This window comes from Bradyrhizobium sp. ORS 111, assembly GCF_045571485.1.
GTDB lineage: Bacteria > Pseudomonadota > Alphaproteobacteria > Rhizobiales > Xanthobacteraceae > Bradyrhizobium.
The window spans coordinates 7,890,593-7,912,311 of the sequence record NZ_CP120701.1 but is presented as its reverse complement, the minus strand read 5'-3'; the positions used below and the strand labels follow the sequence as shown (position 1 = coordinate 7,912,311).

Here is a 21,719-nt window from a genome sequence, read left to right as displayed (position 1 = left end):
TTTGCGAATACGGAGCGGAGAGGTCACGTCGTGTGGCCACCCCTCTCCCTAACCCTCCCCCGCAAGGGGGGAGGGAACCTGTCTGCCGGAGCCTCCCTCACGCGCCAATCACTGAGCTGCCGTGGCAAGCCCTTACAGGGCGGAGCGAGATGCAAAGGTCGGGCGAAAGCCGCCGCGAGATTGCGGACTCGCATCCTCTCAGTCGTCATGCCCGCGCGTGCGGGCATCCTGTACGCCGCGGCCTCTCGGCTCAAGCACCGGCGTCTCTGGCATACTGGGTCGCCCGCCTTCGCGGGTGACGACACGGGATGGGTCCTCGCGAATGGCGGCCACGAACTGCACTGATCAAGCTCTACCCCGTCTCGATCGGCAGCTCATCGTCCTTCGCCCATTCGCCCATCGAGCCGTCATAGAGCGTGAGGTTGTGGTAGCCGAGCCGATGCAGTTGCAAGAGGTCGACGGTTGCGGAGATGCCGCCGCCGCAATAGGCGATGACGCGCTTGTCCCTGGTGATGCCCTGGGCTGCGAACACAGCCTCGGCGTCATTCGGCGAGACAAAGGTCTTGGTCTTGGGATCGACCAGCGTTGCCGCCGGCACGCTGACGCTGCCGGGGATGCGGCCGGGCCGGCCGTAGCGGCTCGGCTCCAGTCCCTTGAAGAATTGCGGGCCGAGCGCGTTGACGATCACGGTGTTGCGGTCGGCGGTCGCGGCCAGCACGTCGTGCTTGCCGACGAACGAATCGGGCTTCGGCCGCGCCGTAAAGGTCGCGGGCGGATAGCCGCCGGCGAGCCCGGTCTCGATGTCGCGTCCTTCCGCGGTCCATTTGTCGATGCCGCCGTCGAGCACCGAGGCGCGCTCGAACCCCAGCGCGCGCAGCATCCACCAGAAGCGGGTCGCCCACATCGCGGTGCCGATGGAATACAGCACCACGCGGCTATGCGCCGAGATGCCGTGGCGGCCGAACGCGGCCTCGAGCTGTGCGACGGGCGGCATCATGAAGCGCAGCGCGGTCTGGGCATCGGAGAATTCGGCCTGCAAATCCAGGAAATTCGCGCCCGGGATATGCCCGGCCTCGAAGGTCTGCCGTCCCGAGACCACGATATAGGGCACGCCGCTGCCGGCCGGCGCCGGCTCCAGATAGGCGGTGCAGTCGAACAGGCGCAGCTCGGGGCGGGTCAGGATGTCGGCGAGTTCCGCCGTGGTGATCAGCTCGCTGTGGTCGGCCATGTCACGTCCTCCCGGCATGTTTTAAGGGAATGCTAAGATGCGCCGGATCACATGAAAAGCCGCGACTTCGCCCTTTGATTCACCCCAATCCGGTCCAATATAGCGGGGCATGCACGTTGCCGTCGCATGGCTTGAATTCGGCCTTGATCGGCGGCATAAGCTATTGAATTCACTCCGAAACACGATCGTATGGCCTGCTTCGCGCAGGGCTCATCGTTCCCTTGGTGAATGTCACCAAAACCTGATATTCGAGACGCCATGAACAAGCCCGAGATTTTGCCGCAAGACGACGTCGCAGGCCCGCAAGCCCGGCACCAAACCACCCAGGTCATGGTCGGCAACGTCGCCGTCGGCGGCGGTGCGCCGATTGTCGTGCAGTCGATGACCAACACCGACACCGCCGATGTCGATGGCACCATCGCCCAGGTCGCAGCGCTCAGCCGCGCCGGGTCCGAAATGGTCCGCATCACCGTCGATCGCGAGGAGGCCGCAGCCGCCGTTCCGCATATCCGCGACGGCTTGCGTAAGCGCGGCATCACCACGCCCTTGATCGGCGACTTCCACTATATCGGCCACAAGCTGCTTGCCGAGTATCCGGCCTGTGCCGAGGCGCTCGACAAGTACCGCATCAATCCGGGCAATGTCGGTTTCAAGAACAAGCGCGACACCCAGTTCGCCGACATCATCGAGATCGCCAACAAGAACAACAAGCCGGTGCGCATCGGCGCCAATTGGGGCTCGCTCGACCAGGAGCTGCTCACCAAGCTGATGGACGAGAACACGGCCTCGGCGAATCCGCGCGATGCCCGCGCGGTGACCCGCGAGGCGATGGTGCAGTCGGCACTGTTGTCGGCGGCCCGCGCCCAAGAGCTCGGCATGCCCAAGAACAAGATGATCCTGTCGGCCAAGGTGTCCGCCGTGCAGGATCTGATCGCGGTCTATCAGGAGCTGGCGCGCCGCTCCGACTATGCGATCCATCTCGGCCTCACCGAGGCCGGCATGGGCTCGAAGGGCATCGTGGCATCCTCGGCCGCGCTCGGCATCCTGTTGCAGCAGGGCATCGGCGATACCATCCGCATCTCGCTGACGCCGGAGCCCGGCGGCGATCGCACGCTGGAAGTGCAGGTCGCGCAGGAATTGCTGCAGACCATGGGCTTCCGCACCTTCGTGCCGCTGGTTGCGGCCTGCCCGGGCTGCGGCCGCACCACCTCGACCACGTTCCAGGAGCTGGCGCGCTCGATCCAGGATTTCATCCGTGACGAGATGCCGACCTGGAAGACCAAGTATCCAGGCGTCGAGCAGCTCAACGTCGCGGTGATGGGCTGCATCGTCAACGGCCCCGGCGAGTCCAAGCACGCCAATATCGGCATCTCGCTGCCCGGCACCGGCGAAGCGCCGGCCGCGCCTGTCTTCGTCGACGGCAAGAAGTTCCGCACCCTGCGCGGCCCGACCATCGCCGCCGAGTTCAAGGCGCTGGTGATCGACTACATCGACCAGCGCTACGGCAACGGCGCCAAGCTGCCGGAGACGGCGGGCGTCGCGGAGTAGTTTCACTCCGCACGTAACCCAATCGTCGTCCCGGCGAAAGCCGGGACCCATAACCCCAGGCAGCGGTTATGGCGCGAGATTCGGGTGACGAGTCTTCGTAAAACAAAATCCCGTGGTTATGGGTCCCGGATCTGCGCTACGCTTGTCCGGGACGACGGGTATGTTTGCGGCGCGGATTGCGCTTCCATCGACGCGCGCTACGATGCTCCCAATCAAGAAACATTGGGAGAGCGCCCATGAGCTCACTTTCCGGCAAGCAGGGCCCGCGTTACCGGCACGCCGCCGACGAATCCGAGCCCTATGAGACCATCGGCGTCGAGAAGCTGACGCCGATCATCGGCGCGGAAATCTCCGGCGTCGATATCGGCAAGCTTGTCGATGGCGATGCGCGCTCCAACCGGCAGATGGACGAGATCCATCGCGCGCTCGCCGAAAACCTCGTCATCTTCTTCCGCGACCAGCACATCACTCCGGCCCAGCATCTCGCCTTCGGCCGCAAGTTTGGCGAGCTGCATGTGCATCCGGCGGCGCCCAATGAAGGCGATCCGGCGCTGATGAGGATCTATGCCGACAAGGATTCACCGCGCGCCAATGGCGAGGGCTGGCACACCGACGTGTCCTGCGATCTCGAGCCGCCGATGGGCTCGATCCTCTACATCAAGCAGTGCCCGCCACGCGGCGGCGATACGCTGTTCGCCAACATGTACGCCGCCTATGAGGCGCTGTCGGACCGCATGAAGGCCTATCTCGACGGGCTCACCGCGCTGCATGACGGCGAGCAGACCTATCGCGGGCTCTATGCTAATTACGGCGTCGCCGACAAGCAGAGCTATCCGCGCGCCGAGCATCCGGTGGTCCGCACCCATCCGGTGACGGGGAAGAAGGCGCTCTACGTCAATCGCGGCTTCACCCGGTTCATCATCGGCATCCCGCGCGACGAGAGCGACGCCATGCTGGCCTATCTCTATCAGCACGCGGAGAACCCGCTGTTCCAGTGCCGCTTCCGCTGGACCGAGAACGCGATCGCATTCTGGGACAATCGCTGCGCGCAGCACCGCGCGATGTGGGACTACTGGCCGCACACCCGCGCAGGCACGCGCGTCACCGTGAAGGGAGAACGGCCGGTGTAAGGGTTCGCGTAGGATGGGTAGAGCGAAGCGAAACCCATCATCTCACCGCGCGGGTGCAAGTGATGGGTATCGCTTCGCTCCACCCATCCTACGATTTGAAACGAAAAAAATTCGGGAGATCGCCCATGCTTCGCGCCGAAGACAACAAGTTTCTCACCGAGTCAGGTGCAGGAACGGGGATGGGCGAATTGCTGCGCCGGTTCTGGATTCCGGTGCTGCTGTCGGAAGAGCTCTCGGAGCCGGATAGCGATCCGAAGAAGATCACGGTGCTCGGCGAGGACTTGCTCGCCTTCCGCGACAGCCGCGGCGTGGTCGGCGTGATCGATCAGCACTGCCCGCATCGCGGCGCCAATCTCTGGCTCGGCCGCAACGAGGAATGCGGCATCCGCTGTGTCTATCACGGCTGGAAGTTCGATACCGACGGCGCTTGCGTCGACATGCCGACGTCATATCCGGACCTCAACGCCAAGGACCTGATCCGCATCAAGTCCTATCCGGTGCGCGAATGGGGCGACATGATCTGGGCCTATATGGGCCCGGCCGACCAGGTGCCGGAATTGCCGGCGCTGGAGATGGCGCTGCTGCCGCCGTCACACCGCTTCGTCACCAAGAAGTGGCAGGACTGCAACTGGGTGCAGGCGCTGGAAGGATCGATCGACACCGCGCACTTCACGTTCGCGCATCTCTCCTTCGAGAAGGAGGAGAACGAGATCCTCGACATCAAGAAGCATTTCGTGAATCCGCTGACGCGCGTTGCGACCGATCACATGCGCTGGATCGCCGAGGATCCGCGCCCGGTGATCAAGATCAACCCGCATGAGGCCGGCCTCACCGTCGCCGGCGGGCGGCTCACCGGAAGCGACAACATCTATTGGCGCATCGCCCAGTTCCTGATGCCGATCCATTCCTACGCACCGAGCTCGATGCCTGGCGAGAACATGTTCGGCCAGAGCTTCGTGCCGGTCACCGACACCAATTGCTGGATCTACACCTATGCATGGAATCCGCATCGGCCGCTGACCGAGGCGGAGCGCGAGGGTTACCGCAACGGCAACGGCGTGATGGCGGTGGTCGACGAGAACTATGTGCCGCTGCGCAACAAATCGAACGACTATCTGATTGATCGCAAGCTGCAGCGGACCAAGAGCTACACGGGGATCAAGGGCGTCTCCGAGCAGGACGCCGCGGTGCAGGATAGCCAGGGGCCAATCGCCGATCGCACGCGCGAGCATCTCGGGCCGACCGATCTCGGCATCATGCATTTCCGCAAGCTGGTGATGGATGCTGCGCGCGCGTTGCAGCAGGGCGAGGCGCCGCCGCACGTCAAGCGCCAGGACCGCTACACCGTGCGCTCCGGCGCCTGCGTCACCAGCAAGACCAAGGACCTCGCCGCGGTGATGATCGAACGCTTCGGCGATCCCGCAGGCTTTGTCGGCGGTCCCGGGCAGAACGCGGCGGCGGAATGATCCTTGCTGTCGTCCCCTGTGAAAGCAGGGACCCATAACCACAAGGTTGCGTTGTTGTAACGCGCTGTGGCTCCAGCTTCGCAAACCCGTTGATATTCGTGGTTATGGGTCCCGGCCTTCACCGGGACGACGTGAGGATATATCGCTCTCTACAACGGCATCCTGCGATACTCGCGGTTGGCGAGGCTGGCTTCCTCGAGGTCGAGGTCGCGCTCGATCCGGCGGCGCGTTTCGTCGGTGATCTTGCCGTCGCGCAGCAGCGTATGGATAAACTTGCGCTCGGAGGAGATCAGCTCGCGCGTCAGCTCGGTGCCGGTCGCGGACACGTCGTGCTTGTCCGGATCGAGGGAGTCGGGCAACTGGCTGAGGCGGATTTCGTGCCGCGAGCGCAGCAGGCTCACCACCTCGTCGGACAATTCGCGGTCGTCGGTGATGGCGTCGAGCGATTTCAGCGCGGCCGCCAGCGCGTCGCGCCGTGCCGCGATCTCCTGCTCGTGCTCGGCGAGATGCTCGCTGCGGCCGTCCCTGGCGAGGCCGAGCCAGCGCACCACCGGCGGCAGGCCGAGGCCGAGCCCGACCAGGGTCACGAAGATCACGCCGAAGGCCACGAACAGGATCAGGTCGCGGTAGGGGAAGGGCTGCCCGTTCGGAAGTGCCAAAGGCAGCGCCAGCGCCGCGGCGAGCGACACCGCGCCGCGCACGCCGGTGAAGGCGACCACGAACACCGCCCGCCAGGACGGCAACGGATCGCGCTCGCGCACGCGCCGGCTGATCCAGCGCGGCAGGTAGGTGCCGGGAAATACCCACACGAAGCGCGCGACGATGACGATGACCGCGACCAGCGCGGTTGCCGCAAGGATGTCGTGCAGCGGAAACGCCTTCGATCGCTCGAACAGCGAGCGCATCTGGAAGCCGGTCAGCAGGAACAGCAGCCCCTCGATCACATATATGACGAGGTCCCAAAAGAAGATGCCCTGCAGGCGCGTCGCGGCCGAGATCAGCAGCGGCCCGTTCCAACTCATGTAGAGCCCGCAGGCGACGGTGGCGATCACGCCGGAGCCGCCGACATGCTCGGGGATCCAGTAGGCGATGTAGGGCGTGATCAGCGACAGCGTGATCTCGACCTGGGGATCGCGGGCCCGGCGGCGTGCGCGCAGGCTGAGCCAGCCGACCGCGGCGCCGAACAGGATCTCGCCGGCGACGATGACGAAGAACGCGCCGGTCGCCTTCGGCAGCGAGAACAGCCCGGTCGTGATCGCCGCCACCGTGAAGCGATAGAGGATCAGTGCGGTCGCGTCGTTGGCGAGGCCCTCGCCCTCGAGCACGACCATGATGCGGCGCGGCATGCCGAGCTTGCGCGCGATCGCGAGCGGCGCGACTACATCCGGCGGCGCGACGATGGCGCCGAGCAGGAAACCGACGCTCCAGGGCAGGCCGATCAGATAGTAGGTTGCGGCCGCGACCATGAAAGCCGTGAAGATCACGCAGCCGACCGACAGCAGGATGATCGGGCGCAGGTTGGCCTTGAACTCGCGCCAGCTCATCGCCACGCTCGCCGAATAGATCAGCGGCGGCAGCACGACCAGCAGCACCAGCTCCGGCGGCAGTTCCACCGACGGCATGCCCGGCACGAAGGCGAGCGCGATCCCGACCAGCAGCAGCAGGATCGCCGGGGCAACGTTGACCCGGCGCGCCAGCAGCGCGGTTCCCGCCAGCACGCCCAGCAGGGTGAGAAAGATCTGAAACTTGGCTTCCATAAAGGGCTCAATTCGCCCGGAAACCCGCGCCAGTCAATGCGGATCGGCCGGTGTCGGACCGCCCGATCACGTCACAAAGTCGTCGCACGGCGTCCACCGCAGCGGGCGCCACAGAGCAAGAGCGCGATCTCAGACGGCGCAGCGGCCGCCGACGATCACTCCCGAAGGTCGTAGCGATAAGATTTCGAGACGATCTGCCAACCATCGGCGAGCTTCATCGCCACCAGATAGTCGGTGAAGAAGCGCGGCGGCAGTTGGCAGCGAACCTTGATGAAGGCGGTCTTGTCGTCGGAGCGATCGATGGTGACGATGAAGTCCTCGCGCGGCCTGCCTTCCGCCTTCGCCGATGGCCGCTTGCGCACACGCTCGAGCCAGTCCGGCACGGTCAGCACCTGCAGCTCGCCCTTCTCGACCCAGCGCAGGTCGGCGGAGGGATGGAAGATTGTGCCGAGCTTGTCGGCGCTGCCTTCATAGAGGCCATCGAAATAGGTCTGTACGACAGCTTCGACGCTCGATCGATCTTGGCTCATGGGTCAGTCCTCCCGGCAGGAATTGGCGCTGACAGCATAGCCATGAACCGCCAAAATACACCATCGCCGCCGCCAAACATCCGCGTGAAGGAGTGAGCCGTGACCGAACCCGCGCATCCGAAGGCACCCATGCTTGCCGGAGAATGCCTCTGCCGCGCCGTGCGCTACGAGGTCGCAGACGCATTCGCCTATGCGCTCAACTGCCACTGCTCGAATTGCCGTCGCGCCACCGGTGCGGCGTTCAAGCCGTTCGCCGGGATCGCGCGCGAGCAGCTTGCTGTCGTCAACGGCGCCGACGGTCTGATGATCTACGGCGATGCCACGGCCCATGACGCGCATTGCCGCCGTTGCGGCTCGCTGCTCTATTCCGTCGTCCGCGACGGCGCCTTCGTCCATGTTACGATGGGAACGCTGCTCGATGCGCCCGCGATCCGGCCGAGCGCGCATATCTTCGTCGGCTCCAAGGCGCCGTGGTACGACATATCCGACGACCTGCCGCAATATCGGGAGCATGTCACGGCGGGCGCGGAATGAGGTCGTGCACAGCCGGCATCGGGGAGAACCGGCCTGGCGGTGAGTATTCCCTGTCGCGCCGCAGTGCCGCAGCGAGTTGACCGCTCGGCTAGCTAGATCGCGCTCGCCGCGATGTTCACCATCAAGGCCAGCAGCGCCGTGTTGAACACGAACGAGATGATGCCGTGCACGGTCGCGGTGCGGCGGATAATCCTGTCGGTGATGCCGACATCGGAGACTTGCGCGGTCATGCCGATCACGAATGAGAAGTAGACGAAATCCCAGTAGTCGGCCTCGACATGCTCGTCGCCGCTGGGGAATTGCAGGCCGCCGGGCTTCCTGCCGCGGTAGAAGTCATGGGCGTAGTGCAGCGCGAACGCGGTGTGAACCACCGCCCATGACAGCGCGATGGTGACGACCGCAAGCGCCAGCGCCGTCGGGTTGTCCTTCGCCGCGCCGAGCTCGGAGACGATGGCGGCGAGGCTGGCAAATGCACCAAGCGCCGTCAGCAGCAGGATCAGGAAGCGCCCGTCATCCTGCACGATCGCATTGCGCTTGATGTGGCCGATGTCACAGCGCAGCATCATGACATAGGCGAGCACAAGATAGAGCGCGGCGAAGGCATCCCAGCCGGCCAGCAGGCGCGTGACGACGTGCGTCGATCCCGGAACCAGCAGCGCCACCAGGATGCCGAAGATAACCGACACGAAGGTGCGCGGCCGGCCCACGACGACGCGGACCGGCAGCGGCAGCTTGCGGAAACGAACAAGGCGGTCCTCGAACTCCTTGCTCATTTCGCGCACCGCCCCGGCTAGTTCTTGCGCTCGGCGACGAAGCGCGATGTCGCCCGCAGCACGTCGCCCCTGGAGCCGAAGATCGAGAGCGCCGCATCGGCACGTGCCAGCAGGTCGCGTACGCGCTGTTTCGCGCCATCGATCCCGAGTTGGGTGACGAACGTGGTCTTGCCGAGCGCCGCATCAGCGCCGGCCGGCTTGCCGAGGGCAGCCTCGTCACCCTCGACGTCGAGCAGGTCGTCGGCGATCTGGAAGGCCTCGCCGAGCGCTTTGCCGTAGTCGTCGAGCGCCTGGTATTCCTTCTGCGAGGCTTGGCCGAGGATCGCCCCGGCGATGCAGCCGAAGCGCAACAGCGCGCCGGTCTTCATCTGCTGCAAGCGGGCGACGTTGACGGGCTCGCGGTCGCCGAAGCGGCCTTCGCCGGCGAGATCGAGGATCTGGCCGCCGGCCATGCCGCCGACCCCGGAGGCGCGCGCCAGTGCGCGGGTCAGGAGCAGGCGAACCGTGGCGTCCTTGTGGATTGCGTCGCGGGTGATGATGTCGAAGGCGATCGTGAGCAGGGCGTCGCCGGCGAGGATCGCGGTCGCGTCGTCATAGGCCTTGTGCAGCGTCGGGCGGCCGCGGCGCAGGTCGGAATTGTCCATCGCCGGCAGGTCGTCGTGGATCAGCGAATAGCAATGGATGCATTCGAGCGCCGCGCCGGCCATCAGGGCCGACTCCCGAGGCACCCCGAACACCGCCGCGCTCTCGACCACCAGGAACGGCCGGAGCCGCTTGCCGCCGCCGAGGCTGGAATAACGCATCGCCTCGATCAGCCGCTTCGGGCGCACGATCTCGTCGGTCTCAGTCGCATCAGACAGCAATTTCGCGAGCAGGGCTTCGGTATCCTCCGCGGTCTGGTCCAGCCGCTTGGCAAAGTCTGCAGTACCGGTCGTCATCAAGAATTGCTCCAGATCGATTTTCGGCCGGACAATCGTTGATGGCACCGGCTTCGTCAATTCCACCCTGCGACGGAATGCGCCTTAAAAGTGCTGGAAAAACCGTGAATTATCCCGCCGACGTCAGGTGCGCCGGCCCGGTTCTGGCCGCGGGCCGCGTCCCCGCCGGGACTCTCGTTTTGCGCATCGTCCGAATTTTGTTGCTGGTTTTGCTGGCCTTGCTGGTGCTGCCCTACGTGGTCACGCCGTTCTATCGCACCGGCCACCCGGTCTCGGCGCTGATGGCATGGCGGACGCTGAAGGGCGCGCCGGTCACGCGGCATTGGGTCGATTTCGGTGCGATCTCACCCTATCTGCCCCGTTCCGTGGTCGGTTCCGAGGACGCCCATTTCTGCATTCACCGCGGGATCGACTGGGGCGCGCTGCGCGAGGTGCTCGACGATGCCGAGGACGGCGAGGTGGCGCGCGGCGGATCGACCATCACCCAGCAGGTCGCCAAGAACCTGTTCCTGTGGTCCGGACGGAGCGTGATCCGCAAGGGGCTGGAAATACCGCTGGCACTCTGGATCGATTTCGTGCTGCCCAAGCAGCGGATTCTGGAAATCTACCTTAACATCGCCGAAATGGGCCCATCCGGGCAGTTCGGCGCCGAAGCCGGCGCCCAGTATGCCTTCGGCCGGTCGGCCGGCGCCCTGTCGCCGCGCGAGGCGGCGCTGTTGGCGGCGATTCTGCCGAATCCGGTCAAAAGGAGTGCCCGGAACCCGGGTCCGGGGGTGCGCCGGCTGTCCGGCACCTACATGGCGCGGGCCAACAGGGTCGGGCGCTGCTGGCATGAAAATCGCGGCACTTGAGCGGATTTCGGGCGCATTTTGCTCCATCCCACCCTAGATTTACGCGATCCCTTCCTCTATAAGCGCGGCCTTACCGGCATCGCAGCTTGCGCTTTCAGCGCTGGGCCGTCCGCATTTCGGACGATGCCTCCGCAACACCCTAGAGGACACCGTTATGGCCGTTCCCAGAAGAAAAACCTCGCCGTCGCGTCGTGGCATGCGCCGTTCGGCCGATGCGCTCAAGACCCCGACCTACGTCGAGGACAAGGACTCCGGCGAACTGCGCCGTCCGCACCACCTCGACCTGAAGACCGGCATGTACAAGGGCCGCCAGGTTCTGAAGGCCAAGAAAGAGTCCTGATCGGACGTTCGGCCCGCGTCGCAACACCTGCGGCGCTGCGCCTGAATTCGACCAACGAGTGCGGTCAAGACGGGCGCGTTTGCGGCGGGACGGATGCATCGCCGCGCTGCTTGGTTCTCCCTGAATAAGGCGCAAGCCCGATGGTCGGTTTTCCGCTGCTCCTGATTCCGCTCGCGGTCTACAACATCATCGTCTTCCTGATGCCCGGCGTGTCCTTTACGGAGCCGCTGATCAAGCTGACGTTGATGTCGGGCGAGGAATGGCAGATCACGCTGAGCGACATGCTGCTCGCCGCCGGCGTGCTGCTGTTGCTGCTCGAGATCATCAAGGCGGCCCGGCCCGGCGCGAAATATCTCACCGATCACCTGCTGTCGCTGATCGTGTTCGGCGCGGCGGCCGCCGAATTCGTGCTCTGGCCGAAATTCGGCACCTCGACCTATTGCCTGCTCGCGCTGCTGGCGCTGGTCGACTTCATCTCGGGCATTGCGCTGCGGACGCGCCGCCGCGCGCCGGCCGTGGCCGCGGCACCGAGCGCCCGCGCCGGCAGATCCGCGCCGGTGACGAGCGATGCGCCGCAATCCCAGCCCATACCGGCACCGGTCGCCGCGCCTTCGCCACAACCACCTGCCGCGCCGGTTCCGCCGGCTGCGTCGGTCGCGGAATCCGTGCTGGTTGATCAGACCCCGCCAAAGCCCTCGGTCGCCTCACCGGACCTGCAGCCGGGCAACCAGCCGCCGTCCGACACGCCGAAGCCCTGACGATTGTTAGAGCGGGATGCGGGTCAGGTTGAATCGACTCGCGGCGGCCTCGGTCGACCTCTCCCAAGGAAGAGGTGACCTCCGCCGCTGTTTCAGATCAAGCTGATCCCGTCATGCTAGATGATCTGCCGGGTCCGCCGCGCGACGCTGCGGCGTTCGCGGAGATGCTGATCGTAGGCGCTCCGCGCATCGGCCGGCGATCCTCGCCGCAGCCTGCGCGTCTGCGGTTCGTGCTCGGCGGTCGCGAGCAATTGCGCAACGAAGGAGGGATCGGCGTTGACCAGCGGCACCTTGGGTGCCCAGTAAGTCGTCGCGGTCAACGGGACCAACGCCGTGCAGGCGGGCGGGATGTTGCTTGGAGCCTCCTCGTCCTGGGCATCTGCTTGATCGATATCGAACATTGCCAATGGGACCTGGTTGAGCCGTCACATTTTGGGACGTTGCGTCCCTGTGCTGTCTTGTCACGGCAAGTGTCATGCCGATGGCGCCCAATCCGTTCCGGGGGGCCGTCAAATGTGGTTTCCAGATTATTTATCAACTTCGCCTAGCGTTGGATTCGCCGGAACCACTATCTTGGGGACAATAGAATCACCGCGCGGTGTTCCAAATCGAGGCAAGTCCGATGCCCTCAGTCCCGCCCGCTGCCAGCATCCTCGCCTCTCTGGGCCAGGCGACATTCGCTTGGGATTTGGCGACCGACGCGATCGCCTGGAGCGACAACGTTGCTGCGGTCTTCGCCGACATTCCCGAGGCGGCCCTCGCCAGCGGCGCGGAGTTTGCCAAACTAATCGAGCCGTCGCGCTCGGTGCGCCGCGAGGCGGTCGGCCAGGCCGCGCCAGCTAGCGGCGAAGCCGTTCCCTATCGGATCGAATACGGCGTGCGCGCGGTGACCTCCGCGCCCGTGATCTGGATCGAGGAAACCGGTGTCTGGTTTGCAGGCGCCGACGGCAGGCCGGCACACGCGCAGGGTATCGTTCGCATCAACAACGAGCGCCATGCCCGTGACGAGCAGCTTCTGAAATTGTCGCGGCACGATCCGCTGACCAACGAGCTGAATCGCACTTACCTGATCGCCTCGCTCGCGGAGACCATCGAGGAGTGCACGCGCTTTCGCACCTCCTGTGCCTTCATGCTGATCGGCATCGACCATCTGGCGCGGGTCAACGACGCCTTCGGCTTCGACGTCGCCGACGCCGTCATTGCCGAGGTCGCGAAGCGGATTCGCGCGCGGCTGCGCAGCGGCGACATGCTCGGCCGGTTCTCGGGCAACAAGTTCGGCCTGATCCTGCGCAACTGCACGGTCGACGACACCAATGTCGCCGCCGAACGATTCCTCGCCGCGGTGCGCGACGACGTGGTGCCGACGAAATCCGGCCCGGTGTCGGTGACCGCCTCGATCGGTGCCGTCACCATCCCGCGGCACGCAAAGTCGGCCGAGGAGGCGGTCAACCGCGCCCAGGAGACGCTGGAGTCGGCCAAGAGCCGCCGCGCCGGATCGTTCGCGATGTGGAAGCCGAATGTCGAGCGCGACGCCCAGCGTCGCGTCAACATCCGCGTCACCGATGAGATCGTCACCGCGCTGAACGAGCGGCGGATCGTGATCGGGTTCGAGCCCGTGGTCGAGGCGCGCTCGCGGCAGCCCGCGTTCTATGAGTGCCTGGTCCGCATGGAGCAGGAGGATGGCCGGGCATTGCTCGCGCCTGACATCGTGCCGGTCGCCGAGCGGCTCGGCCTGATCCGGCTGGTCGATCACCGCGTGCTGGAGCTGGCCATCGCCGAGCTCGCCACGTCACCTGGCGTGCAGCTCAGTCTCAACATCTCGCCCGACACCACGATGGATCCGGACTGGTGGGCCACGATCGAATCCTTGATGCGCGCGCATCAAGGTGTCGGCGAGCGGCTGATCGTCGAGATCACCGAGACGGTCGCGATCCAGGACATCGATGACGTCCGCGGCTTCGTCACGCGGCTGAAGAATTTCGGCAGCAAGATCGCGATCGATGATTTCGGCGCGGGCTACACCTCGTTCCGCAACCTGCGCAAGCTCGGCGTCGACATCGTGAAGATCGACGGCGCCTTCGTGCAGAACATCGTGCATTCCGCCGACGACCGCGCCTTCGTGCAGACGCTGATCGATCTGGCGCGGCGTCTTCAGATCAAGACGGTCGCCGAATGGGTGCAGGATGAAGAGGCTGCGGTGATGCTGCGCGAATGGGGCTGCGATTTCATCCAGGGCCGCCTGATCGGGCTTGCGTCACCGGATCGGCCGTGGAGCGGGCAGCCCGAGAAGGCAGTGCCGGCCACTGGCTGAGCGGCAACAAGCTGATCCGCCACGTCGGTCGTCATACCCGCGAAAGCGGGTATCCAGTACGCCGCGGCCTCTCGTTCACGCACCCGACGTCTCTGGAATACTGGATCACCCGCATGCGCGGGTGATGACAGCCGAAATGCGTGTGGCCGCGGGCTGGAGCGCGATGATCGGCTTATCACCGCGCTCCAGATTCTCGTCCTGACGCGTTTTCTTCACGCGAACCGGTATCCACTTCGCGCGAAAACGCTATGGCTGCTCGTCAGCTAATTTCGCCGGCAAAGATGTCCTTGCGGATCACGGCATGGACACCCCAATTGCCGTCGACGACCTGGGTCACGCCGAAGTCGACGCCAAGCGAGATCAGCGAGATCGCCTCGTCCTCGGTCAGCTTCTTCGTCGTCATCAGGAAGGTGCGCATCTTGCGGAACGCGTCGCGCAAGGCGAGGTCGACCGACGATTTCTTGTAGATGTCGGTCTGCGCGCTGGAGCCCAGCTCGCTGAGATAGTTGGCATAGCTGAACCCATGCACCAGCCATTCGTCCTTGGTTTCCAGCATCGGGTAATCGAGTGACTCGAGCGCGGTGCCGGCGAGATCCGCCTTCTTGTGCAGAATGATCTGGAAGGTGCCGTTGAGCGAGCATTCGATCGCGGTGCCGCATAGTTCGGAATCGCCCTGCGATGCGTGCGAGTCGCCGACCGACAGCAGGCCGCCTTCGACCGCGACCGGGTAATACATCGTGGCGCCCTTGCCGATGCGCCAATTGTCGATGTTGCCGCCGGTGTAACTCGGCGGGATCGAATCGACGAAGTCGGCTTCCTTGGGCGCGAGCCCGATCACGCCGAAATGCGGACGCACCGGGATCCGCACATTCTTCAGGATGCCGTGGTTCTCCTTGACCGTCGCATGATCGACGGGGACGCCGGGATAGTCGATGGTCTTGTGCACCACGCCGAACGGATCGGTCTGTGGCGTCCAGGTGAAGTTATAGACCGCGCGCGCCCAGTTGCGCTCGCCGGTCGCGTCGACCTCGTAGATGGTGACCACCTCGCGCGGCTTCGGTTCGGTGATCAGGTCCTTGTAGTGGAAGCCCCACCATGCGGCAGCATTGCTGCCGAATGCCTTGCCGGCATATTTCGGGTTGGCACTGGGCCGCGGGGCCACGTCGATGATCCGCACCTCGAGCACGTCGCCCGGCTCGGCCCCGCGGACGAAGACTGGCCCGGTGCAGATATGGACGCCGAGGCCTTCGCCGGCGCCGCGTCCGTAGATCGAGGCATCCATCGGGCCGGCGCCGCGGCGGTCGACACCCTTCTTCTCCTTGGTCCAGAGGTAGACGCTCTCGACACCCGGGTCGCCCTTGACCATGCGCTCGGCATCGTCATTGGCATGGTGCGTCAGCGCCTCGATGGTGATGAAATCGCCGGAATTGATCTCGACGCGCGGCTTCAGTGTCTTGCTGAAGTAGCCCCAATGCACGGTGTCGGCATTGGCCGGCAGGTGGTGATAGGCGCGCTGCGCCGGCTGATGCTTCTCCGCGGCCGCCGCCATCTTCGGCGTCACCAGGGAGATGCCGCCGGCGGTCATCGCCGCGGCGCCACCGGCTGCCGCAAAGCTCGATCGCAGGAACGAGCGGCGTTCCCGGTCGAGCGTGTCCTTGAATTGCCGATGATGCAGTTCGAAGTCCGGGCAGTTTCTGTCGTCACCTGCGCACATCTTGCTCTCCTGCGGTTGGAAAAGTGCTTGCGAGAGTGCATCGCGCCGCGCCGCTTCGACATGACCGGGCGCGCCCAATAATTTGCCGGCCGCTGGCGTTGATCGCTTCGTGGCAACGCGTGCGGCAGCGGGGCAAGCTGCGGGCTGATGCGCCAGCGCGCATTACAGTACGGCCACTTTGGTCAAGATTTCGGACGTAATCGAACAAGTCCGGCCGCGTGCGCTGCATGCGAACTGTCGTCAGTGGGAAGTCGCCGCGATGTCCTGCACGAACGCTAGTCAGCGCATGCCGTTGCAATACGCTTGCCGCCTCACAGCAATCGGTGCACGCTGCGTTCACGGCTGTGTGACTTGAAGGCCGCGGTGCGGCGGCCTGGAGGGGTGATGGTCGCCACGACCTATCGGATTTCGATCGATGCGATTCCGCGGCAGAACCAGCGGGAGGTCTGGCGCGAGGCGCTGGCCGGGCTCCTGCTCGATTGCCGGCTGCCGGACACCGGCCCGTTCCAGTTCGGCGAACTGAGCGCCAAGCGCTCGACGACCGGCGCGCAATTGGCGCTGCTGCGCTCGAGCGAGCAACAGATCGTCTGCAACGGCCATGCGGCGTCGGCGGCCGCGCCGGCCCGGGTGGCGATCATCTTCCATGCCTATGGCCGCGGCAGCATCGCGACCAGTCAACGCAGTTGCGAGTTCGCCGACAACGACGTGTCGGTGTGCGACCTGCAATCGGCCTGGTGCATGACCTTGCGCGAGGATTTCGAACTCCTGCTGCTCGAGCTGCCGCGGGAGCGACTGCTCGGCCGGCTCGGGCACAATCGCCTGCGCCTGCCGATCGTGCTCGGAGCGACGATCGCGGCCGCGGCAGTACGCCCGGTGATGCGGACGCTGGGCGGCAACTTTTCGATTCTGGACAAGGCCGATCTTGCCACGACCGAGGTCGCGGTTACCGAGCTCGTTGCCGGCGCTGTGCTCGGCGAAACGCGGCTCGATGCCGAAGCCATGACGCAGGTCCAGGCCGGCCACTTGCGGCGGGTCGATGCCGCGATCGAGGCTCAGCTCGGCAATCCCCATCTGACGATCGCCGACATCGCGCGCCAGGAGGGCCTTTCGCAGCGCTATCTACAGCGGCTGTTCGAGCGCCAGAACACGACATTCTCGACCTATGTACGCGAGCGCCGGCTGGAGCGCTGCTGCAACGATCTGATCGATCCGAACTATTCCGACCAGCGGATCGCGGACATCAGCTACCGCTGGGGGTTCTCCGATCAGGCCCATTTCAGCCGCATGTTCAGCGCGACCTACGGCACCTCGCCGCGCGAGTTCCGCAAGTCGGTGCCGCGCGATGCGGAGATCGAGCGCACGCGGGGTCGGCCACGGCTCGCGCGCAGCACTGCGACGGTGCTGCGGCTCGCGCCTGGTACGGCAGCGCGGGACGGCGCCCTGCGGCTTGAACCCGCGATACCGATTGAGCCGGCAACGACGCTGCCGGACACGCGCGTCTCGTCACATCACCTCAAGGTTTCGAAGGAGACCACTCATTGGGGCTATCTCAGCCGCACCATCCCGCCGGTGATGTGCATCGAATCGGGCGCCGTGGTGACGATCGAGACGCTGACCCAGCACGCCTTCGACGACCATGAGCGCATGATCAAAGGCGACCCGGGCGCCGAGAGCGTGTTCCACTGGACCGCCGAGCGAAAGGCGGTCGAGCGGCGCGGCGCCGGTCCGATGGACGGTTCGATCTTCGGCCGCGGCGCCGGCGAGGGATTTGGCGTGCACATCTGCACCGGCCCGGTCCATGTCCGCGGCGCAGAGCCGGGCGATGTGCTTGAGGTGCAGATCCTCGACATTTGGCCGCGCCCTTGCGCCAACCCGGCGTTCGCCGGCAAGTCGTTCGGCAGTAACGCCGCGGCCTGGTGGGGCTTTCAGTACAATGACCTGATCGATCCGCCGGCCAAGCGCGAGACCATCACCATCTTCGAGACGGATGCGCAGGCCGAATGGGCTCGCGCGGTCTATTCGTATCGCTGGACGCCGCAAACCGATCCGTTCGGCGTGCGCCATGACACCATGGATTATCCCGGTGTGCCGGTCGATCACGCCAGCATCGAGAAGCGGCCCGGCGTGCTCGCGGGCGTGCGCATTCCGGCGCGGCTGCATTTCGGCTTCATGGCGGTGGCGCCGCGCGAGTCCGACATCATCGATTCGATCCCGCCCGGATATTTCGGGGGCAACGTCGATAACTGGCGGGCGACCAAGGGCACCACGCTCTATCTGCCGGTCGCGGTGCCGGGCGCATTGTTCTCGATCGGCGATCCGCATTTCGCGCAAGGCGACGGCGAGGTCAACGGCACCGCGCTGGAGCTTTCGCTCACCGGCCAGTTCCGCTTCGTCCTGCACAAGAACGGGCAGGGGACCAAGCCGCATGTGGAAGGGCTGGCGCATCCGCTGCTGGAAACCGCGGAGGAGTGGATCCTGCACGGCTTCAGCTACGGCAATTACCTGCGCGAGCTCGGCCGCAATGCGCAGTCGGAAATCTACCAGCGCTCGTCGGTCGATCTCGCGCTGCGCAACGCGTTCCGGGCGACGCGCAAATTCCTGATGGAGGGTTATCACCTCAGCGAGGATGAGGCGCTGGCGCTGATCTCGCTCGGTGTCGATTTCGGAGTGACCCAAGTCGCCGACGGCAATTGGGGTGTCCACGCGATCGTGCGCAAGAGCCTGTTCGGTCAGGCCGGCGGGTGACGCTGGCCTGAACCCGGATTTGCGACGCGGCGGCGATTGGTCAGCCGGCCGGGCGACGGCGATTGGTCAGCCGGCCGGGCGACGGCGAGGCGTCACTCGTCCTTCTTCGGCTGCGACATGCGCTCGAGACGTTCCTGCATGTCCTTCATCTGGCGGCGAAGATCGTCGATGTTGCTCTCGTCGGGCGCAGGCTCGGGCGCCTTCTCGGGCTCCGCATTCGTGCGTTGCGGCACGAACGGCTTGAACATCGAGAAGGTCTGCTGGAACAGCTCCATGTTGCGGCGGACCTGCTCTTGCAGCGGCTCAAACGGCGTGCCGCTGAGGGCGCCCGCGATCTGCTTGCGGAACTTCTCCTGCTCCTTGGTCAGCGTCTCCAGTGATTGCTCGAGATATTTCGGCACCACCATCTGCATGCTGTCGCCATAGAAGCGGATCAACTGCCGCAGGAACGTCGTTGGAAGGAGGTTCTGCCCGGCCTTGTTTTCCTGCTCGAAGATGATTTGCGCGAGCACGGAGCGGGTGATGTCGTCGCCTGTCTTGGCGTCGTAGACGAGGAAATCCTCGCCTTCCTTCACCATCGCGGCGAGATCCTCGAGCGTCACGTATGTGCTCGTACCGGTATTATAGAGCCGCCGGTTCGCGTACTTCTTGATCGTAGTCGGTTGTTCAGATTTTGCCATGGGCTCACACTTCAAACACCGAAGGATCCGGAACCCGGCAGCATCGCCGCAGGGCTAAATGCAACGCATCGCAGCAAAGGTAAGCATTTTCAAAGCGGTTCGGCTACCGTTTTGTGCGGCACGGTTAATCCCAAAGCATAGGGATTGCTCAGGAAACTGCCAAGGGTGCCAATTTGAGTGCGTCGCGGCGCGAATTCGGCCCACAGTCCGATTGACAGGTCTCGATCGGCTTTACAGGATGACTAACTAAGAGACAGGCCCGCCAACCGGCCGCCCGCCGTCGAAAAAATCCAGCTACAACCAAACAGGAGATATCCATGTCAGACGATGTCGTCATCGTCAGCGCCGCCCGCACTCCGGTCGGCAGCTTCAACGGCGCGTTCGCCACCACTCCCGCCCACGACCTCGGCGCGGTCGCCATCAAGGCTGCGCTGGAGCGCGCGGGCGTCGAGCCGGGTCAGGTGTCCGAAGTTATCATGGGACAGATTCTGACCGCCGCGCAGGGCCAGAACCCGGCCCGCCAGGCCTCGATCTCGGCCGGCATTCCGGTGGAGAGCCCGGCCTGGGGCGTCAACCAGCTCTGCGGCTCGGGCCTGCGCTCGGTCGCCCTCGGCTATCAGGCGCTGGTCAACGGCGATTCCTCGATCGTCGTTGCCGGCGGCCAGGAATCCATGAGCATGGCCCCGCATGCGCAATATCTGCGCGGCGGCGTCAAGATGGGCGGCCTCGAACTGGTCGACACCATGATCAAGGACGGGCTCTGGGATGCCTTCAACGGCTACCACATGGGCAACACCGCCGAGAACGTCGCCAAGCAGTACCAGATCACCCGTTCGCAGCAGGACGAATTCGCAGTCGGCTCGCAGAACAAGGCGGAGGCGGCGCAGAAGGCCGGCAGGTTCAAGGACGAGATCGTCCCGGTCACCATCAAGAGCCGCAAGGGCGACATCGTGGTCGACGCCGACGAGTATCCGCGTCATGGCGCCACGCTCGACGCGATGGCCAAGCTCCGCGCGGCCTTCGAGAAGGATGGCACCGTAACCGCCGGCAACGCCTCGGGTATCAATGACGGCGCTGCCGCCGTGGTGCTGATGACCGCCAAGGAAGCGGCCCGGCAGGGCAAGAAGCCGCTCGCCCGCATCGTCTCCTGGGGCCAGGCGGGCGTCGATCCCAAGATCATGGGCACCGGTCCGATCCCCGCCTCGCGCGCCGCGTTGAAGAAAGCCGGCTGGAATGTCGCCGATCTCGACCTGATCGAGGCCAACGAGGCGTTCGCCGCACAGGCCTGCGCTGTCAACAAGGACCTCGGCTGGGATACGTCCAAGGTCAACGTCAACGGCGGCGCGATCGCGATCGGTCATCCGATCGGTGCGTCGGGCGCGCGCGTGCTGGTGACCTTGCTGCACGAGATGCAGAAGCGCGATTCCAAGAAGGGTCTCGCGACGCTCTGCATCGGCGGCGGCATGGGCATCGCCATGTGCGTTGCACGCGACTGAACAACAGGCAGCGAGGCGGCCACATGATGAAAAGATCGTCTGTGAACCGCGGCGCGAGCTGATAAATAAGATGCCCGGCCACGCGCCGGGCATCTTTGTTTTTGTACGCGAGTGAGTGCAAAACGCCGGAGTCATTCCGGTTGTAAAAGACGGCCAAGGAGGAAACGGACATGGCACGTGTTGCATTGGTGACGGGCGGAACGCGGGGCATCGGAGCTGCGATCAGCAAGGCTCTGAAGGCGGCGGGCTACAAGGTGGCGGCGACTTACGGCGGCAATGATGCGGCTGCCGAGAAGTTCAAGGCCGAAACCGGCATCCCCGTGTTCAAGTGGGATGTTGCCTCGTTCGATGCCTGCGCGGACGGCGTCAAGAAGGTCGAGGCCGAGCTCGGTCCGGTCGACGTACTGGTGAATAATGCCGGCATCACTCGCGATACCGCCTTCCACAAGATGACGCTCGAGCAATGGAATGCCGTGATCAACACCAATCTCGGCTCGCTGTTCAACATGACGCGGCAGGTGATCGAGGGCATGCGCGCCCGCAAGTTCGGCCGCATCATCTCGATCTCGTCGATCAACGGCCAGAAGGGCCAGTTCGGCCAGGTCAATTATTCCGCGGCGAAGGCCGGCGACATCGGCTTCACCAAGGCGCTCGCGATCGAAAACGCCAAGGGCGGCATCACCGTCAACGTGATCGCGCCCGGCTACATCAACACCGAGATGGTGCAGGCGGTGCCGAAGGACGTGCTGGACAAGAACGTGATCCCGCAGATCCCGGTCAACCGCCTCGGCGAGCCGGAGGAGATCGCGCGCGCAGTCGTGTTCCTGGCCGCCGACGATGCCGGCTTCATCACCGGCTCGACGCTGACAATCAATGGCGGCCAGTATCACGCCTGATGCGAAAAAGCGTCGCGTCGCAGG

General features: G+C 65.0%; 19 protein-coding genes. 11 read left to right on the top strand and 8 right to left on the bottom strand.

The window, feature by feature from the left end:
* Nucleotides 1-352 precede the first annotated feature (352 nt).
* On the bottom strand, nt 353-1,228 hold the full coding sequence (locus P6U30_RS36530; protein WP_407167479.1) for a sulfurtransferase: 876 nt from the start codon (nt 1,226-1,228) through the stop codon (nt 353-355).
* Between the two features lie 258 nt (nt 1,229-1,486).
* Between P6U30_RS36530 and ispG the strand changes: the two genes are divergently transcribed.
* The 3 genes from ispG to P6U30_RS36515 all read left to right on the top strand — a co-directional run bounded on the left by ispG (nt 1,487) and on the right by P6U30_RS36515 (nt 5,372).
* Entirely contained in the window at nt 1,487-2,776 is a 1,290-nt protein-coding gene (gene ispG / locus P6U30_RS36525; RefSeq protein WP_407167478.1) for a flavodoxin-dependent (E)-4-hydroxy-3-methylbut-2-enyl-diphosphate synthase, read from the top strand.
* Between the two features lie 236 nt (nt 2,777-3,012).
* The gene (locus P6U30_RS36520; protein ID WP_407167477.1) at nt 3,013-3,906 is read left to right on the top strand and encodes a TauD/TfdA dioxygenase family protein; all 894 of its coding nucleotides are present in this window, start codon (nt 3,013-3,015) and stop codon (nt 3,904-3,906) included.
* Nucleotides 3,907-4,031: 125 nt separating this feature from the next.
* Nucleotides 4,032-5,372, top strand: coding sequence for a Rieske 2Fe-2S domain-containing protein (locus P6U30_RS36515; protein WP_407167476.1), 1,341 nt, complete (start codon nt 4,032-4,034; stop codon nt 5,370-5,372).
* A 149-nt stretch (nt 5,373-5,521) separates the two neighbouring features.
* On the opposite strand, the gene P6U30_RS36510 is transcribed toward P6U30_RS36515, so the two are convergent.
* Both P6U30_RS36510 and P6U30_RS36505 read right to left on the bottom strand, forming a co-directional pair.
* Nucleotides 5,522-7,129, bottom strand: coding sequence for a Na+/H+ antiporter (locus tag P6U30_RS36510; protein WP_407167475.1), 1,608 nt, complete (start codon nt 7,127-7,129; stop codon nt 5,522-5,524).
* 155 nt (nt 7,130-7,284) lie between these two features.
* A complete protein-coding gene (locus P6U30_RS36505) occupies nt 7,285-7,659 on the bottom strand; it encodes a nuclear transport factor 2 family protein (RefSeq protein ID WP_407167474.1) in 375 nt (124 codons plus the stop codon).
* Between the two features lie 129 nt (nt 7,660-7,788).
* Here P6U30_RS36505 and P6U30_RS36500 point away from each other — a divergent pair, with 129 nt between their 5' ends.
* Nucleotides 7,789-8,193, top strand: a complete 405-nt coding sequence (locus P6U30_RS36500; protein WP_407170629.1) for a GFA family protein — start codon at nt 7,789-7,791, stop codon at nt 8,191-8,193.
* Nucleotides 8,194-8,285: 92 nt separating this feature from the next.
* On the opposite strand, the gene P6U30_RS36495 is transcribed toward P6U30_RS36500, so the two are convergent.
* Together P6U30_RS36495 and P6U30_RS36490 are read right to left on the bottom strand one after the other, a co-directional pair.
* On the bottom strand, nt 8,286-8,966 hold the full coding sequence (locus P6U30_RS36495; RefSeq protein WP_407167473.1) for a DUF1345 domain-containing protein: 681 nt from the start codon (nt 8,964-8,966) through the stop codon (nt 8,286-8,288).
* Between the two features lie 17 nt (nt 8,967-8,983).
* Nucleotides 8,984-9,904: a polyprenyl synthetase family protein gene (locus P6U30_RS36490; RefSeq protein ID WP_407167472.1), complete on the bottom strand. Its 921-nt coding sequence runs from the start codon at nt 9,902-9,904 to the stop codon at nt 8,984-8,986.
* A 179-nt stretch (nt 9,905-10,083) separates the two neighbouring features.
* Between P6U30_RS36490 and mtgA the strand changes: the two genes are divergently transcribed.
* The 3 genes from mtgA (at nt 10,084) to P6U30_RS36475 (ending at nt 11,853) form a co-directional block, all read left to right on the top strand.
* Nucleotides 10,084-10,755 (top strand): monofunctional biosynthetic peptidoglycan transglycosylase, encoded by a 672-nt coding sequence (mtgA, locus tag P6U30_RS36485; protein ID WP_407170628.1) that lies wholly within the window; start codon nt 10,084-10,086, stop codon nt 10,753-10,755.
* Nucleotides 10,756-10,909: 154 nt separating this feature from the next.
* On the top strand, nt 10,910-11,095 hold the full coding sequence (gene rpmF, locus P6U30_RS36480; protein ID WP_044536294.1) for a 50S ribosomal protein L32: 186 nt from the start codon (nt 10,910-10,912) through the stop codon (nt 11,093-11,095).
* A gap of 140 nt (nt 11,096-11,235) precedes the next feature.
* Nucleotides 11,236-11,853, top strand: coding sequence for a hypothetical protein (locus P6U30_RS36475; protein WP_407167471.1), 618 nt, complete (start codon nt 11,236-11,238; stop codon nt 11,851-11,853).
* Between the two features lie 116 nt (nt 11,854-11,969).
* Here the strand turns inward: P6U30_RS36475 and P6U30_RS36470 are convergent, their stop codons facing one another.
* Nucleotides 11,970-12,254, bottom strand: a complete 285-nt coding sequence (locus P6U30_RS36470) for a hypothetical protein (protein WP_407167470.1) — start codon at nt 12,252-12,254, stop codon at nt 11,970-11,972.
* A 221-nt stretch (nt 12,255-12,475) separates the two neighbouring features.
* On the opposite strand from P6U30_RS36470, the gene P6U30_RS36465 reads away from it, so the two are divergent.
* Nucleotides 12,476-14,164, top strand: coding sequence for a putative bifunctional diguanylate cyclase/phosphodiesterase (locus P6U30_RS36465; protein WP_407167469.1), 1,689 nt, complete (start codon nt 12,476-12,478; stop codon nt 14,162-14,164).
* 259 nt (nt 14,165-14,423) lie between these two features.
* On the opposite strand, the gene P6U30_RS36460 is transcribed toward P6U30_RS36465, so the two are convergent.
* Entirely contained in the window at nt 14,424-15,878 is a 1,455-nt protein-coding gene (locus P6U30_RS36460; RefSeq protein WP_407149284.1) for an acetamidase/formamidase family protein, read from the bottom strand.
* 384 nt (nt 15,879-16,262) lie between these two features.
* On the opposite strand from P6U30_RS36460, the gene P6U30_RS36455 reads away from it, so the two are divergent.
* Entirely contained in the window at nt 16,263-18,623 is a 2,361-nt protein-coding gene (locus P6U30_RS36455) for an acetamidase/formamidase family protein (RefSeq protein WP_407167468.1), read from the top strand.
* A 92-nt stretch (nt 18,624-18,715) separates the two neighbouring features.
* Here the strand turns inward: P6U30_RS36455 and phaR are convergent, their stop codons facing one another.
* Nucleotides 18,716-19,303 carry a polyhydroxyalkanoate synthesis repressor PhaR gene (phaR, locus tag P6U30_RS36450; RefSeq protein ID WP_407167467.1) on the bottom strand — a complete coding sequence of 196 codons (588 nt, stop codon included), beginning with the start codon at nt 19,301-19,303 and terminating at the stop codon, nt 18,716-18,718.
* A 317-nt stretch (nt 19,304-19,620) separates the two neighbouring features.
* Here phaR and P6U30_RS36445 point away from each other — a divergent pair, with 317 nt between their 5' ends.
* Nucleotides 19,621-20,799, top strand: coding sequence for an acetyl-CoA C-acetyltransferase (locus P6U30_RS36445; protein WP_407167466.1), 1,179 nt, complete (start codon nt 19,621-19,623; stop codon nt 20,797-20,799).
* A 170-nt stretch (nt 20,800-20,969) separates the two neighbouring features.
* Nucleotides 20,970-21,695 carry an acetoacetyl-CoA reductase gene (gene phbB / locus P6U30_RS36440; RefSeq protein WP_407167465.1) on the top strand — a complete coding sequence of 242 codons (726 nt, stop codon included), beginning with the start codon at nt 20,970-20,972 and terminating at the stop codon, nt 21,693-21,695.
* Nucleotides 21,696-21,719 lie beyond the last annotated feature (24 nt).